The 14,370-nt window shown below is 67.7% G+C and carries 13 protein-coding genes; 9 read left to right on the top strand and 4 right to left on the bottom strand.

Annotated elements, in window-relative coordinates; all coding sequences use genetic code 11:
• Positions 1 to 76: 76 nt before the first annotated feature.
• Positions 77 to 781, bottom strand: coding sequence for a Crp/Fnr family transcriptional regulator (locus ABZZ22_RS20990; RefSeq protein ID WP_354935309.1), 705 nt, complete (start codon positions 779 to 781; stop codon positions 77 to 79).
• Positions 782 to 1,123: 342 nt separating this feature from the next.
• Between ABZZ22_RS20990 and ABZZ22_RS20985 the strand changes: the two genes are divergently transcribed.
• From ABZZ22_RS20985 to ABZZ22_RS20965, 5 genes are all read left to right on the top strand, one after another.
• A complete protein-coding gene (locus ABZZ22_RS20985) occupies positions 1,124 to 1,654 on the top strand; it encodes a hypothetical protein (RefSeq protein ID WP_354935306.1) in 531 nt (176 codons plus the stop codon).
• Between the two features lie 611 nt (positions 1,655 to 2,265).
• Positions 2,266 to 3,891: an AMP-binding protein gene (locus tag ABZZ22_RS20980; RefSeq protein WP_354935303.1), complete on the top strand. Its 1,626-nt coding sequence runs from the start codon at positions 2,266 to 2,268 to the stop codon at positions 3,889 to 3,891.
• On the top strand, positions 3,888 to 4,685 hold the full coding sequence (locus ABZZ22_RS20975; protein ID WP_354935300.1) for an enoyl-CoA hydratase/isomerase family protein: 798 nt from the start codon (positions 3,888 to 3,890) through the stop codon (positions 4,683 to 4,685). The genes ABZZ22_RS20980 and ABZZ22_RS20975 overlap by 4 nt, the downstream gene beginning before the upstream one ends.
• Positions 4,678 to 5,448: an SDR family NAD(P)-dependent oxidoreductase gene (locus tag ABZZ22_RS20970; RefSeq protein ID WP_354935297.1), complete on the top strand. Its 771-nt coding sequence runs from the start codon at positions 4,678 to 4,680 to the stop codon at positions 5,446 to 5,448. Before ABZZ22_RS20975 ends, ABZZ22_RS20970 begins: the two co-directional genes overlap by 8 nt.
• A 49-nt stretch (positions 5,449 to 5,497) precedes the next feature.
• A complete protein-coding gene (locus tag ABZZ22_RS20965) occupies positions 5,498 to 7,228 on the top strand; it encodes a CocE/NonD family hydrolase (RefSeq protein WP_354935294.1) in 1,731 nt (576 codons plus the stop codon).
• A gap of 46 nt (positions 7,229 to 7,274) precedes the next feature.
• Here ABZZ22_RS20965 and ABZZ22_RS20960 read toward each other — a convergent pair whose 3' ends face one another.
• From ABZZ22_RS20960 to ABZZ22_RS20950, 3 genes are all read right to left on the bottom strand, one after another.
• Positions 7,275 to 7,901, bottom strand: a complete 627-nt coding sequence (locus tag ABZZ22_RS20960) for a hypothetical protein (RefSeq protein WP_354935291.1) — start codon at positions 7,899 to 7,901, stop codon at positions 7,275 to 7,277.
• A gap of 310 nt (positions 7,902 to 8,211) precedes the next feature.
• Positions 8,212 to 9,471 (bottom strand): lipase family protein, encoded by a 1,260-nt coding sequence (locus ABZZ22_RS20955; protein ID WP_354935288.1) that lies wholly within the window; start codon positions 9,469 to 9,471, stop codon positions 8,212 to 8,214.
• Positions 9,468 to 10,607 (bottom strand): thiolase family protein, encoded by a 1,140-nt coding sequence (locus tag ABZZ22_RS20950; protein ID WP_354935285.1) that lies wholly within the window; start codon positions 10,605 to 10,607, stop codon positions 9,468 to 9,470. The genes ABZZ22_RS20955 and ABZZ22_RS20950 overlap by 4 nt, the downstream gene beginning before the upstream one ends.
• A 130-nt stretch (positions 10,608 to 10,737) precedes the next feature.
• On the opposite strand from ABZZ22_RS20950, the gene ABZZ22_RS20945 reads away from it, so the two are divergent.
• The 4 genes from ABZZ22_RS20945 to ABZZ22_RS20930 all read left to right on the top strand — a co-directional run.
• A complete protein-coding gene (locus tag ABZZ22_RS20945) occupies positions 10,738 to 11,505 on the top strand; it encodes a crotonase/enoyl-CoA hydratase family protein (protein WP_354935282.1) in 768 nt (255 codons plus the stop codon).
• Positions 11,502 to 12,269, top strand: coding sequence for a glucose 1-dehydrogenase (locus tag ABZZ22_RS20940; RefSeq protein WP_354935279.1), 768 nt, complete (start codon positions 11,502 to 11,504; stop codon positions 12,267 to 12,269). The genes ABZZ22_RS20945 and ABZZ22_RS20940 overlap by 4 nt, the downstream gene beginning before the upstream one ends.
• Before the next feature lie 36 nt (positions 12,270 to 12,305).
• Positions 12,306 to 13,523 (top strand): acyl-CoA dehydrogenase family protein, encoded by a 1,218-nt coding sequence (locus ABZZ22_RS20935; protein ID WP_354935276.1) that lies wholly within the window; start codon positions 12,306 to 12,308, stop codon positions 13,521 to 13,523.
• On the top strand, positions 13,447 to 14,370 hold a 924-nt coding region (locus ABZZ22_RS20930; protein ID WP_354935402.1), incomplete at its 3' end, for a phosphotransferase family protein. The genes ABZZ22_RS20935 and ABZZ22_RS20930, both read left to right, overlap by 77 nt.

Genomic DNA, 14,370 nt, shown 5'->3' with positions numbered 1-14,370 from the left:
TGGATCCCGGCCGATGCGCCTGCCGGCGCTCGGTGGTCGTCAATCGCCACGGATGGCCTCGAGGCGCTGGCGGTCGTCAATCGCCACGGATGGCCTCGAGGCGCTGGCGGTCGATCACGGCGATCCGGCCGCGGCCGAGGGAGATCACCCCGAGGTCGGCGAACTCGCCGAGGACTTTGGTGGTCGTCTCGCGGGAGGTGGCAGCCAAGGCGGCCAACTGCTCGTGGGTGAGGTTCACATGCTGCCCTCGGCCGAGGGGTGCGGGTTGTCCCTCGGACAGGGTGAGCAATGTCGTGGCGAGGCGTTGTGGAACGGACTTGAAGACCGCGTCGGAGAGCCGCTGCTCGAGGGCGCCCAGTCGGCGGCCGAGAGTCTCGGAGATGCGGGCGGCGATGCGCTGGTCGCCGAGAAGGAGGGTCTGTACGTCGGCCTTCGTCATGACGCAGACCACGACGTCTTCCATCGCCTCCGCGAAGCTGTCGTGCATCTGCTGTCCGACGATGACCATCTCTCCGAAGATGGTGCCTGGCTCCACGATGGCGGTCGTGAGCGTGCGGCCATCGGGAGAGACCCTGAAGATCCTGATCCGACCCTGCTTGAGGATGAAGAGCGTCTCGACCCGTTGATGAGGTGAGTAGACGAGCGAGCCCCGTTTGAACTCCTTCCTCGGCGCGGCCTGCGCCATGGCGTCCATCTCTGCGGCGTCGATGTCGCGAAAGATGTCGACCTCGGTCATGCACCAGAGCCGATTCGGGTTGTCGACCGCGTGCTGGATGTCCACGTCTTCCTCTCGTCGCCCCGGCGACCAGGGTCTGGCGCCGCCCGCCAGATCTGCCGGATTGGTGAAGCTGAGACAGGAAGCAGGGTCGCGAGTCATCGTGCCAGCCTTTCGAGCTTGGTTCACCTGGTGCGGCGGGCCGGGCCCCTCGGGGAGGTAGCCGGCGCCTCGTTCTTGTGCCGCTGTTGTGGTGATGACAGCCAGTCTCACGGCGGCGTAGGGGCCTGTCTGTGAGCGCGCTTACCGACGCCCCGCCTTTCGCCGGACCATGCTGAGCGCACGGGCGCAGAGTCGCCTCGTACGAGGGGCGGAGCCTCCCCGAATCCCAGATGAAGGAGTATGGACGTGATCGAAGCCGTGTCCTCGGTGCCATTGGACCTGGAGCTGCGTACGCCGGCGGGTGAGCCCGCGACGCTGGGCGACCACCTCGCCGCGCCGGTGACGGTGGTGCAGCTCGTCCGCTACTTCGGCTGTCTGCCGTGCCAGGAGTGGCTGGTCGAGCTCGACCGGGCCGCCGCCACGGAGAACCTCGGTGCTCTGGCCATCGGCGGTTCTGCCGACTACCAGGCCACGTGGCTGCAGGAGGAGCGAGGCGTACGCATGCCGCTGCTGCTCGACCCCGAGCAGCGATTCCGTGAACACGTCGACGCGGTCAAGCCGCTGGGCTGGCGGATGGCGGACCCGCGTGGCGCGGCCGCCTATGTGCGCTCGTTGCGGCACGGGTTCAAGCCGCAGGCGATCACTCGCGACACGGTGCGCAGCCCCGGAGTCGTGATCCTCGACCGCGACGGCCGGCTGCAGTGGAGCTACATCGGCAACCGCATCGGAGACTATCCGCCGATCGACAAGGTGCTCGACGCCGTGGCCCGGCAGTGACCGGTGCGCCGGCGAGGTGGAGCCGGTGAGTGCGAACGGGCTGGCCTGTAAGCCGGGATGCATTCCCGTGGGGACAGTCATCGGTGGTCGTTGACGGCATGTGCAGTCGACCTGCGAAAACGCAGGATTTGGTGGTGGCTGTCAACGACCGCCGGTGGCTGTCGTCCGGACAGTAACCGGACAGTAGTGTTTGGCGTGCTTATCGGGTGATCACGATCTTGCCGCATGCCTTGCCCTGGCGAAGGCAGGGTCGGGTGGGCCGACGACGCTGATCGCGGCCTGGGACTTCGCCTACAAGAAGGGCGGCCATGCCAGTGCCATGAGCCATGCGCTGAAGCAGAAGACCCATCGCGTCGGCGTCTTCTTGCAAGCCCGGCCCTGGCCTGCACCGGAACGCTGGGCATCGACAAGCCGCCCTACCCGCAGTTTCCGGAGGCGCAGCGAGCGGGAGCATAACTATTCCGATCCGAGGGGTACCCAGACTTGCTGCTGCGTACCCCTTGTGCAAGTGGCTCGCTGTGACTACTGTCACGGTACAAACGTTCCTTAATTTGTACCCGCGTCGAGCTGTGGTCGGCGAGATACGGGCGTTGCCGTTCCTAGGAGTAGTCGTGACCGAGAAGCTTGATGACCGGGTCGGAGAGATTCTTCGGGAGTTCGCCTCGCCGACCGCGAGCGTGCCCGAGCTGATGTGTGATCGTCATCCGTGCGATGGGGTCGCGTTCAGGTTCATCGATGCGGAGCTGGCGGAGGTGTCGTTGACTTATGGCGAGCTCGCCGACCGGTCGCGGCGGATCGCGTCGGTGCTGAGCGAGCATGGTGTGGGTGCTGGTGATCGGGTGGCGACGCTGATGGGCAAGGACGTCGACCTGCCCGCGGTGATCCTGGGTATCTGGCGTCTGGGCGCGGTCTACATGCCGTTGTTCACGGCGTTCGCGGAAGCAGCGGTCACCGACCGCCTGGACCAGGGCGGCGTACGCGTGGTGGTCACCGACGGTGACCAGTTCGGCAAGCTGCCCGAGGACCGTGTCCGGCTGGTGGCCGGGCTCGACGTCGGTGTCGAGCCTCCTGTCGGTGGCATCAACCTGGCGACCGTCACGGCCGCCGCGTCGCTGTGGGACGAGTCGGCGCAGACCGGGCCCGAGGTGGAGCTGACCCACATGTTCACCTCGGGCACGACGGGCAAGCCCAAAACGGTCGTCCACCCGCTGGCCTATGTGGCGGGGTGGCAGGCCTATCTCGAGATCGGTCTCGGGGTCGATGACAACTCGGTCTACTGGAACGCTGCGGACCCGGGTTGGGCCTACGGTCTGTACGCCGGGGTGATCGCACCGCTGGTCACGGGCGTCCCGAACATCGTGAGCACGGCGAAGTTCGACGCCGAGACCAGCTGGCGGATCCTGGAGAGGTACGAGGTCACCGATCTGGCGGCGGCGCCTACGATCTTTCGGGGTCTGCGGGGGGCGAAGACGCGGGCGGAGCTGCCGGCGTTGAGGCGCCTCTCGAGCGCGGGTGAGCCGCTTACGCCCGATGTGTTCGCCTGGGCGCAGCAGCAGTGGGGCCTGGAGATCCACGACCACTTCGGCCAGACCGAGCTGGGCATGCCCGCCGGTTTCGCTCACCATCCCCACGCGGCTACCCAGGTCCAGCCGGCCGCAATGGGTCGCAACTTCCCCGGGTGGTCCCTGACCGCGCTCAGGCTGGATGAGGACGTGCCGGCCGAGCCCGGCGAGGTCGGGCGGCTCGCGGTGCGTATCGCGGAGAGTGCGTTCTTCACCTTCACCGGATACGGCCCCGACCGTGGCCACCGCGGTGACCGGTTCAGTGCCGATGGTGAGTTCTACCTCAGCGGTGACCTGATCACGATCGACCGCGACGGTCTGATCCACTTCTCCTCCCGTGACGATGACGTGATCCTGATGGCCGGCTACCGGATCGGCCCGTTCGACGTCGAGAGTGCGCTGGGCACGCATCCTGCTGTGGCCGAGTGCGCGGTCGTGGCCGCGCCGGATGAGATGCGGGGCGAGATCATCCAGGCGTTCGTCGTCCTGACCCCGGGGTTCGGGGGCAGTGAGGTCTTGGTGAAGGAGCTGCAGGACTGGGTGAAGAAGGAGTACGCCGCCCACGCCTACCCCCGCCAGATCGAGTTCGTGACCGAGCTGCCCAAGACACCGAGCGGCAAGGTACAACGCGCGGTGCTGCGCAAGCAGCTCGCCGGGGTCGGAGGCGGCATGTGAGCGAGGTCCTCATCACGAGTCGCAGCGGTGGCGTCGAGACCTGGACGTTGAACCGGCCCGAATCCCGCAACGCGCTGGACCCGTCGCTGGTCAGTGCCCTGGCCGGGCAGGTCTCCCAGGCCGAGAGCGACGGCGTCCGGGTCGTGATCCTCACCGGGGCCGGGGCCGGCTTCTGCGCCGGAGCCGACCTGGCGTACCTGCTCGAATGTGCCCGGAGCGGAGACTCGCCCCGCCCGCACCTGCGTGACATCTGTGACCTCACGCTCGCGATGGAGGCCAGCCCGATCGTGTTCGTCGCCGCGCTCCACGGGTTCGCAGTGGCGGGTGGTCTCGAGATCGCTCTGGCCTGCGACCTGGTCATCGCCGCCACCGGGACTCGGATCGGCGACGGGCATGTGAAGAACAACCTGATCGCCGGGGGAGGAGCGAGCGTACGGATGCCCCCGAAGCTCGGCGCCGGCATGGCCGCCTGGCTGGCTCTGACCGGCGAGCTCGCGCCCGCAGAAGACCTCGCCCGAAAGACCGGGTGGCTGCACGAGGTGGTCGCCCCCGAGGCACTGCTCGACACCGCCCGCACCATGGCCACCGTCCTGACGAGCCGGCCCGCCGGTGCCCAGCAGCGTTACAAGCGGCTCATCGTGAACGACCCTGTCGCGACGGCCGAGGCGCTGTCGCGGGAGCTCGACATGTTCGAGGAGCACTGGGCCGGCTCTGATGTGGCCACCGATCTCATCCGTTTTCTCGGCCGCTCCACACCGCGGTCGAGCTCTCAGAAGGAGCGCACCCTTGCCTGACCGATCCGGCCGATTCAGGGATCAGACCATCCTCGTCACCGGCGGAGCCCAGGGGCTCGGCCTGGCGATGGTCCATCGATTCGCCGCCGAAGGCGCCCGGGTCCATCTCGCCGACGTCAATGCGGACGCCGTCGAGGAGGCAGCAGGGAAGGTCGCGGCGGAAGCGCCGATCCCACCGGTGCCGCACCTCGTCGATGTCACCGATCCCACCGCCGTCACCGCCTGGATCGACGGCGTCGCCGAGAGCGACGGGCGCGTCGATGTCCTGGTCAACAACGCCGGGATCATCCGCGACAACCGCGTCGAGAAGATCTCCGTCGAGGACTGGCACGCCGTCATCGACGTGAGCCTGACAGGCTCCTTCCACTGCATCCAGGCGGCTATGCCGCACATGAAGAGCCGCAGCTACGGCCGGATCATCTCCTTCTCCTCGATGAGCTGGCGCGGCAACTTCGGCCAAGCCAACTACGTCGCGGCCAAGGCCGGCATCGTCGGTCTCACCCGCACGATCGCCCTCGAGGGTGCCCGGCACGGGATCACCGCCAACGCGATCGCACCCGGCCTGATCCAGACCCCGATGCTCGCCTCGATGAACGGCCCCGCACGCGAGCTGCTGATCGGCAAGGTCCCTCTCAAGCACCCCGGAGAACCCGAGGACATCGCCGCCGCCGCTGCCTTCCTGGGATCTCCGGAGGCCCGTTACATCACCGGCATCGTGCTCGATGTCGACGGCGGCATCGGGATCGGGTCCTCGATCCGATGAACGACCACCGAACCCCGACAGAGGCCACCCACACAACCAGGAGACACCGATGAAGCATGTCTACGAGCGCAACGTCCCCATGAAGACCCGGGATGCAGTGACCCTGTATGCCGATGTCTGGCGGCCGTTGGAGGGGCAGGCACCCACCCTCCTGGTGCGTACGCCCTACAACAAGGAATCCACCGCCTTTGGCGGCGGACCCGGCACAGCGCAGCCCGCCGTGATCGCCTTCTTGAACGCCGGCTACGCGGTGGTCTGGCAGGACGCTCGAGGCACCTACGCATCGGAGGGGTCGTTCGCCCCCAAGGTGAACGAGGTCGAGGACGGTCAGGACACGGTTGCCTGGATCCTCGATCAGGACTGGAGCGACGGGACCGTCGGCAGCTACAGCGGCTCCTACATGGGCATGACCCAATGGGCGCTGGCCACCTCCGGCACCGAGGGTCTGCGGGCCATCGCTCCCACGATGGCCTCCGCGAACTGGCACTCGGGACTGTGGTACTCCCAGGGCGGCGCCCTGTGCCTGAGCCTGGTGACCCTCTGGAACGCCATGATGTACGCCGCGGAGGAGCAGCGGGCCTTGCAAACCGGTGAGACGTCGGACTCCTCAACGCTGGTGCGGCTCGGCGCGGCGTTGATGGATCCGCTGGCTCTCAACGACGCCACTCCTGTCGCTGACCTGCCGGTGCACGGCAAGGGCCGCTGGTTCGACGACTGGCTCGCCCACCCCGACTTCGACGACTACTGGCAGGCCCAGGACTGGTCGCAGTCGATGTCGTCGGTCACCGTCCCGGTGCTCGCCAGCACAGGGTGGTATGACCTGAAGGTCCACGAGCAGGTCGCCGACTTCGTCCGGGTCCGGACCCAGGGCGGCTCTGACCTGGCTCGGGACGGATCCCGCCTGGTGATCGGCCCGTGGGACCACATGAACCTGACCGGGCAGTACGCCGACCGATACTTCGGTATCCAGGCTGCGGCCGACGTCACCCCATCGCACGTCGAGTTCTTCGACCAGCACCTCAAGGGCAAGGCGCCAGCAGCTCCGGCTCCGCGGGTGCGGATCTTCGTCATGGGAATCGATCAGTGGCGCGACGAAGCCGACTGGCCTCTGCCCGACACCCGCTACACCGACTACCACCTGGCCAGTGGCGGCTCGGCCAACACCCGCGACGGCGACGGCACCCTCGAGCTCGACGCGGCGTCGGCCGAGGCACGCGACGGATTCCGGTACGACCCGCGCGACCCGGTCCCCACCGCGGGCGGCGCCCTGCTGCCCTCCATGCCGGGGTTCGTCGGCCCGGTCGACCAGAGCGCGGTCGACGGTCGCGACGACGTCCTGTGCTACACCGGCCCCGTCCTGACCGAGCCGGTCGAGGTCACCGGGTTCGTCCAGCTCAAGGTGTTCGTGTCCTCGACCGCGGTGGACACCGACGTCACCGCCAAGCTGGTCGACGTCTTCCCCGACGGCCGTGCCATCAACCTGTGTGACGGCATCTTGCGGTTGCGCTACCGCAACAGCCTCTCCCAGCCGGAGCTGATGGTGCCCGGCGAGGTCTATGAGGCCACCGTCCAGATGTCGGTGACCTCCAACGTGTTCCTGCCCGGCCACCGGATCCGCCTGGACATCTCCAGCAGCAACTTCCCCCACTACGACCGCAACTCCAACACCGGAGGGGTGATCTCCTCGGAGGCTCTGGAGGACATGGTCGTCGCGGACAACACCGTTCACCACGGTGGCGCACGGCCCAGCCGGCTTGTGCTGCCGGTCATCGAGCGCTGAGCACGGTCCCTGTACGCCTGCCCGGGAGCAGGCGTACAGGGCTGGGCTACTCCGACTGGTACTGCAGCCCGTCCAGCAAGATGTCGCCGATCTCGGCGAACGCTTGGCCGGCGGTCAGTCCGGTCCGTCGCAGCAGACGCCCCGAGCGGACGCCGTCGATCGCGAGCACCACGAGCTCGGAGGCCAGGGCTGCGTCGACGGCGCGGAACTGGCCGGCGCCCACGCCGTCCTCGATGATCTCGTGCACTCGACGGGCGGCGGCAGCGGAGTTCAGGGCGTAGATGTCGGCCGCGGCACGGTAGGTGATCAAGTCGTCGTAGAAGTCGGCCGAGTGCCGCCCCATCTCCCGGCCGACGCCGTGGAGGTAGACCTTGATCTTGCCGCGGTGGTCGCTCTCGGCCGCGGTCTCCTCCTCGATACGCGCCGTAGCGGACTCGAAGAACCGCTTGACCACCAACGAGACGAGGTCGTTCTTCGATCCACCGACGCCGTACAGAGTCGACTTGGAGCAACGCAGCCGCGTGGCCAACTCGTCCATGCTGAGCTTGGCGAAGCCCTCCTCGAGCAGGATCGCCTCGATCTGCTCCAGAAGGTCGAGACGACGCTGCTCATCGACCTTGCGCCGACCAGCCGGACGTTCGAGGGCCTCAGGGGGCAGGTAGTCGTGGCTCACGCCGCCATTGTGCCGTTACGTCAGCCGAGCACCTGCACGCGGTCTCGGGGGCGTACCACAACTTCGACTCCCGCGAAGCGCGGAGCTGTTGTCTCCCGGCCTTCGTCCAGGCCCAGATCACCCTGCTGAGCGAAGCGCTCAACGGAGCTTGAAGGATCCCGCGGGTCATGGGGCAAGGCGCACCACCAGTCTTCAGCGGGCAGCACGGAGCAGTTTTCCTCGCTGCCCGCTGACGACCATGTAGCTCGTTGGTTGGTGTGCGTGGCGTCCCTTTGTCGACCGCGACGACGTCATCCACTCCTAGTTCTGGTCAGGGCGTCGAGCTAACTCGGCAGCCCGTCTCGACCGGCTCTCCATGGAGTCGATCGGTGAGCCACGCGATGCCGGCAGGGCTGGTCAGAGCAGCGCCGGCCACATGCTCGAGGCCGACGATCTTCTCGAACGTGACGTCGGCGCCGGCGGCGCACCAGCCGGCGTAGAGCTGCTGGCCATGGCTGAACGGCACGACTGTGTCGGACGTGGTGTGGTAGACGTACGCGGCGCTGCCAGGCTTTCGCGTGCCCAGAAGCGACCGGTCATAGGCCCGGTGCCAGGAGGAGTCGGCCAGCACGTCGGGTCTGGTGATATCACTGATCGACATCGTGCCAAAGGCTGCCGCTTCCTCGGCGAAGCAGGACTCCTTGACCTTGCCCACCGCGGCACTTCCGTCCGCCGTGAGCCGGGATGCCAGAGCGAGGTCGGGGTAGGCCGTGTCCAAGCCGACGAGTGTTGCGATCGCGAAGCCGGAGCCGACCGGGTTGCCGCTGAGATGGTTGACCTCGGCCCACATGTCGGTTGGAACGCCTCCGGCAAGGACTCCGCGCAGGTTCAGTTCTGGGGCGTACCTGGGCTGAAGCTCGGCTGCCCAGGCGGCAGCTTGTCCGCCTTGCGAGTAGCCGCTGATGCCCACGGGCGACTGCTCCGACAGGCCGGTGTTCTCGACCTGCTGAGCCGCGCGTAGTGCGTCCAGGGTGTTCCGGCCCTCCGACGATCCGACCAAGTACTCCGGAAGACCGGGTGTGCCCTGGCCCAGGTAGTCAGTGATCACCACTGACACTCCCTTGCTCAGGAACCGATGGTGCTCCAGAGTCGCGTAGTCCGCGCTCGTCGCATTGAGCGTCGCCAGGGCTACCTGCTTGGAGGGCGCGCAATGGTCGCCCAGCCCGCGCGTCCCGGGGGCATGAACGATCAGCGGGTTGTTCTCGCCGGGCCCCTGGAGCAGAGGAGTGAGCAGCACGCCGGTGACCGCGACGGCTGCCCCGCGCGCTGATCGAGATAGATACATGATCCGTGTGGCACGAGCCTCGGGATACAGAGCCGACGTGATCGGCTCGGCCTTCAGGAGGTCTCCCGGCCGGCCGTGCGGCAGCGGAGACGGCGGCACGTAGAAGTCGCTCTGGGTGAGCGACGTGTCGGGGAGCGGGGGAAGGGGGAGTGGGGGAAGAGTCGTCGCCGAAGCCGACGACATCGTGACGATCAGGGTCGTGATCGCCGTCGTGGCGATGGCAAGAAGTGTGCGGCCCGTCGTCACGACAGCAGCTCCAGGATCGTGGCGTTCGCCTGCCCGCCGGCCTCGCACATCGACTGCAGCCCGTACCGGATGCCGTTGTTGCGCATGTGATGGATCAGGGTCGTCATCAGACGCGCGCCGCTCGCGCCGAGAGGGTGGCCCAGTGCGATGGCCCCACCGAGCGGGTTGAGCCGGCTCGCGTCGGCTCCGGTCTCGGCCAGCCATGCCATCGGGACGGGGGCGAACGCCTCGTTGATCTCGAAGGCGCCGATGTCCTGGATCTGGAGGCCTGCTCGATCCAGGGCCTTCTCGGTGGCCGGGATGGGTGCGGTGAGCATGATGACGGGATCCGAGCCGGCCAGCGCCACCGTGTGCACCCGCGCGATCGGCCGAAGTCCGAGCTCGTTGGCCTTGTCGCTCGTCGTCATCAGGAGCGCGGCCGAACCGTCTGAGATCTGGCTGGCGTTGCCAGCGGTGATGAGTCCATCGGCCTTGAAGGGCGTCTTGAGGGATCCCAGTGTCTCGAGCGTGCCGCCGCGGCGGACGCCTTCGTCCTGCGTCAAGGTGCCGCCGTCGACCTCGACGGCGGTGGTCTCGGCCTCGAAAAGGCCGTTGTCCTGCGCGGCAGCGGCGAGCGCGTGCGAACGAAGGGCGAAGTCATCGACCTGGGTCCGGGAGAGTCCCCACTTCTCGGCGACCATCTCCGCACCGAGACCCTGGTTCGGCACGCCGTACCTGTCCTGGAAAGCCGGCGAATACGGCTGCTGGTCCGCGGTGGAGGAGCCCATGGGCACTCGAGACATGGACTCGACGCCACCGGCTACGACCATGTCGTAGTGCCCTGCGATCAGGCCGGCCGCTGCGAAGTGCACGGCCTGCTGCGACGAACCGCACTGCCGGTCCACCGTCACACCGGTGACCGACTCCGGCCAGCCGGCGGTGAGGACGGCGGTGCGGGCGATGTCGTACGTCTGCTCGCCGATCTGGCTCACACATCCCCAGATCACGTCGTCGATCAGAGCGGGGTCGAGCCCGGATCGCTCCGACAGACGGGTGAGGACGTGGGCGGAGAGGTCCGCGGGGTGCAAACCCGCAAGACCGCCGTTGCGCTTGCCCGTCGGTGTGCGAACCGCCTCGACGATGACTGCATCTCGCATGAGAATCCCTTTCATTGACCGTGCGTACGGTCAAGGATAGTGTTAGTTTACGATCTGGCAACCCCCTTGAGTGGAGACAGTCACAATGAACGAACCGTCAACGGGCTCGGCCGAGACTGCGAACGAGCCCGTGCTCGTCGAGCGTCGAGGAGCCGTAGCCCTGATCACGTTGAACCGGCCGACAGCGATGAACGCGATCAACGCCGACCTGTCTCGCGCCTTGGGCGCCGCGATCGCAGACTTCGCCGCCGACCCAGAGCTGCGGGTAGCGGTATTGACCGGGGCCGGTCGCGCCTTCTGCGCTGGCGCGGACCTCAAGGAGCTGGCGGCCGGCCGGACCGTGCACGACACGGATCATCCCGAGCGCGGCTTCGCTGGCTTCGTGCGGCACTTCGTGGACAAGCCGGTCATCGCCGCGATCAACGGCTTCGCGCTCGGAGGTGGAACCGAGATCCTCCTTGCCTGCGACCTCGCCGTGATGAGCAACGAAGCCCGGCTCGGACTGCCCGAGGTCACACGAGGCCTGGTCGCTGCGGCAGGCGGTGTTCTGCGACTTCACCGTCAGATTCCCCCCAAGATCGCGGCCGAAGTCGTCTTCACAGGGGAGCCGCTGGATGCGCAGACCGCCTTGCGATGGGGCCTGGTCAACAGCGTCGTCCCGCCCGCGGCTGTGCGCGAGGAGGCATTGAACTTGGCCCAGAGGATCGCGGCCAATGCCCCGGTCGCAGTCCGGGCGAGCAAGCGGATGATGATGCGCAGCGCCGCGGGGTCGGACTGGGAACCCGCGATGTGGGAGATGAACGAGGCCGAGTTCGAAGCCGTCCGCGACAGCCAGGACGCGCGCGAAGGCGCGAACGCCTTTGCGGACAAGCGCACGCCTCAGTGGGTGGGCGCATGACACGAGTCCTGGACCTCTATCGCCTGGCCGGACGGGTTGCGGTCGTCACCGGAGCTGGTTCCGGGCTCGGGGCCGAGTTCGCGCTGGCGCTCGCGGAGGCGGGCGCCGATCTGGTTCTCGCCGGGCGGCGCGCAGACAAGCTCGCGACTACTGCCTCCGCTGTCGAGGCGGAGGGCCGCCGTGCGCTCGTCGTCCCCACGGATGTGGCCGAGCCCGATCAGTGTGAGCACGTGGTCGAGCAGTCCATGGCGCAGTTCGGCAGGGTCGACGTACTGATCAACAATGCGGGCCTCGGCACCGCTGTCCCCGCGCTCCGGGAGCGACCGGAAGACTTTCGCCGCGTCCTCGACGTGAACCTGATGGGCGCGTACTGGATGGCCCAGGCGTCTGCGCGAGAGATGAAGCCTGGATCGAGCATCGTCAACGTCGCCAGCACCCTTGCCTTCATCGCACCGCCGGCACCGCAGGCGGCGTACGCGGCCAGCAAAGCCGGTCTGTTAGGGCTCACTCGCGACCTCTCGGCCCAGTGGGCGGGGAGGAAGGGCATTCGCGTGAATGCCCTGGCTCCTGGCTACGTCAGGACGGAGATGACCGAGGACGTGCCCACCGAGCTGCTCGACGGCTTCATCGGTGTGCGCAGCCCGCTGAACAGGCTGGGGGAGCCGGCCGAGATCACCGCGGCGATGCTCTTCCTCGCCAGTCCTGCATCGGGGTACGTCACCGGCAGCACCTTGGCCGTCGACGGCGGCATGTCGGGCCACTGAGGTCGACGCAACACACCCATGAACCTGGAGGAATCAATGACGACCAGCACTGCGGAGGAAACGGCCACAGGCCGGACCGAGGTGGCCGACCTGGCAGCTAGGACTCGCGCTTTCGTACGCGACGAGGTGCTCCCGATCGAGGATCGCCACGACGGCGACGTGACCGAGGCCGGTGGCGACGTGCTGCGCCGGCAGCTGCAGGCCCGGGCCCGTACGCTCGGGATCCTGGCTCCTCATGGTCCTGTGGAGTACGGCGGTCAAGGCTTGTCGATGACCGAGCGGGCAAGGGTGTTCGAGGAGGCGGGATACGCACTTTTCGGAGCGATGGCGATCAACGCAGCGGCTCCCGACGAGGGCAACATGCACCTGCTCGACCACGTCGCCACGAGCGAGCAGAAGGCACGCTTTCTCGGGCCGTTGGTGCGCGGCGAGGCGCGATCGGCGTTCGCGATGACGGAACCCGCCCCGGGGGCCGGTTCCGACCCAGCGGCGCTCCAGACCAGTGCCACGCGCGTCGCCGGTGGCTGGCGAATCGACGGGCACAAGCTGTTCATCACCGGTGCCGATGGTGCTGACTTCTTCATCATCATGGCCCGGACCTCCGGAGAGCCCGGCGAACGAGGCGGCGGCACCATGTTCCTGGCGCCGGCCGAGACGGCGGGCCTTCGTATCGGCCGCCACGTACCCACCATCGACCGCTCGATGGTGGGCGGCCACTGCGAGGTGTTCTTCGACGGCCTCGAGCTGCCCGACGATGCGGTACTGGGTGAGGTCGATGAGGGCTTCCGCTACGTCCAGGTGCGGCTGGGCCCGGCACGGATGACGCATGTCATGCGGTGGCTCGGCGCTGCCGTGCGTGCGCACGAGACCGCTCTGGACTATGTGACCTCGCGCCGCGTCTTCGGGCAGTCGCTCGGCGACCAGGGGATTGCGCAGCATCTGATCGCCGAGAACGAGATCGACCTCGCCGCTACCCGGGCGCTGCTCGACGTCGCCTGCGCGGCGCTCGACAGCGGCTCGCCGGCCGCTCAGGAGACGTCGATCGCGAAGACGTTCGGCGCAGAGGCCATCGGCAGGATCGTGGACCGGGCCGCGCAGCTCTGTGGTGGCATGGGTGTCTCTGCCGACCTGCCCATCGCGCGCATCGCCCGGGAGGTCCGCCCGTTCCGAATCTACGATGGCCCGTCCGAGGTGCATCGCTTCGCGATCGCCAAGCGGGCGGTCAAGGCTGCGCGTCAGCGCATGGAAGGTTGATGTGACCGTGTTGGTCGACACCGCTGCCCTGGACGGGCACCTGCGTTCGCTCGGAGTCGCTGTCGCGGGGCCACTTACCGCGGAGCTCGTCACTGGGGGACGCTCCAACTTGACCTATCGACTCAGTGACGGCGTCAGTCGGTGGGTCTTCCGGCGCCCTCCGACGGCCGGGCAGACGGCGTCTGCGCATGACGTTGCCCGTGAGGCCAGGGTCACGGCCGCGCTCGAGAAGACCGACGTGCCGGTCCCTCCCGTCATCAGCCTGTGCGAAGACCTCACAGTCATCGGCGCACCTTTCACGATCACCACCTGGATCGACGGTGCAGTCATTCGGGAGCGAGCCGAGCTGGACCAAGTCGGCGACGAGGACCTGCGGAGGACATCCGCATCGCTGGTCGATGTGCTTGCGACGCTGCACGAGGTGGATCCGACCACCGTGGGCCTGGGGGACTTCGGTCGTCCAGAGGGGTTCGTTGCTCGCCAGGTTGCATTGTGGCGACGGCAATGGGAGCAGGTGAAGACCCGCGAGCTCGCAGACCTCGAACGCCTGCACCATCTGCTGGAGCAGCGACTGCCGATGTCGACCGAGACGGCGATCCTGCATGGGGACTACCGGATCGACAACCTGATCCTGGACCCGGTCGACCCGGCTCGGGTTCGTGCTCTGCTGGATTGGGAGCTCTCCACGCTCGGTGAACCGCGCACCGACGTGGCATTGATGTGCACCTACCGCAATCCGGCCCTCGATGCGGTTCTCGGCATCCCGGCGGCTTGGGCGAGCCCACGGCTCGCCGACGTACTCCTCCCACAGCGCGAGGTAGAGCTGCTCCTTGCCGCCGAAGTGGTG

Source organism: Nocardioides sp. NPDC006273 (genome assembly GCF_040613495.1).
Lineage (GTDB): Bacteria > Actinomycetota > Actinomycetes > Propionibacteriales > Nocardioidaceae > Nocardioides.
This window is presented reverse-complemented; position numbering and strand designations above follow the sequence as displayed.

Bases quoted from the DNA above. Each gene is read 5' to 3' on its own strand.
- ABZZ22_RS20950 (WP_354935285.1), bottom strand. From the start codon at position 10,607: ATGCGAGATGCAGTCATCGTCGAGGCGGTTCGCACACCGACGGGCAAG.
- ABZZ22_RS20940 (WP_354935279.1), top strand. From the start codon at position 11,502: ATGACACGAGTCCTGGACCTCTATCGCCTGGCCGGACGGGTTGCGGTC.
- ABZZ22_RS20965 (WP_354935294.1), top strand. From the start codon at position 5,498: ATGAAGCATGTCTACGAGCGCAACGTCCCCATGAAGACCCGGGATGCA.
- ABZZ22_RS20935 (WP_354935276.1), top strand. From the start codon at position 12,306: ATGACGACCAGCACTGCGGAGGAAACGGCCACAGGCCGGACCGAGGTG.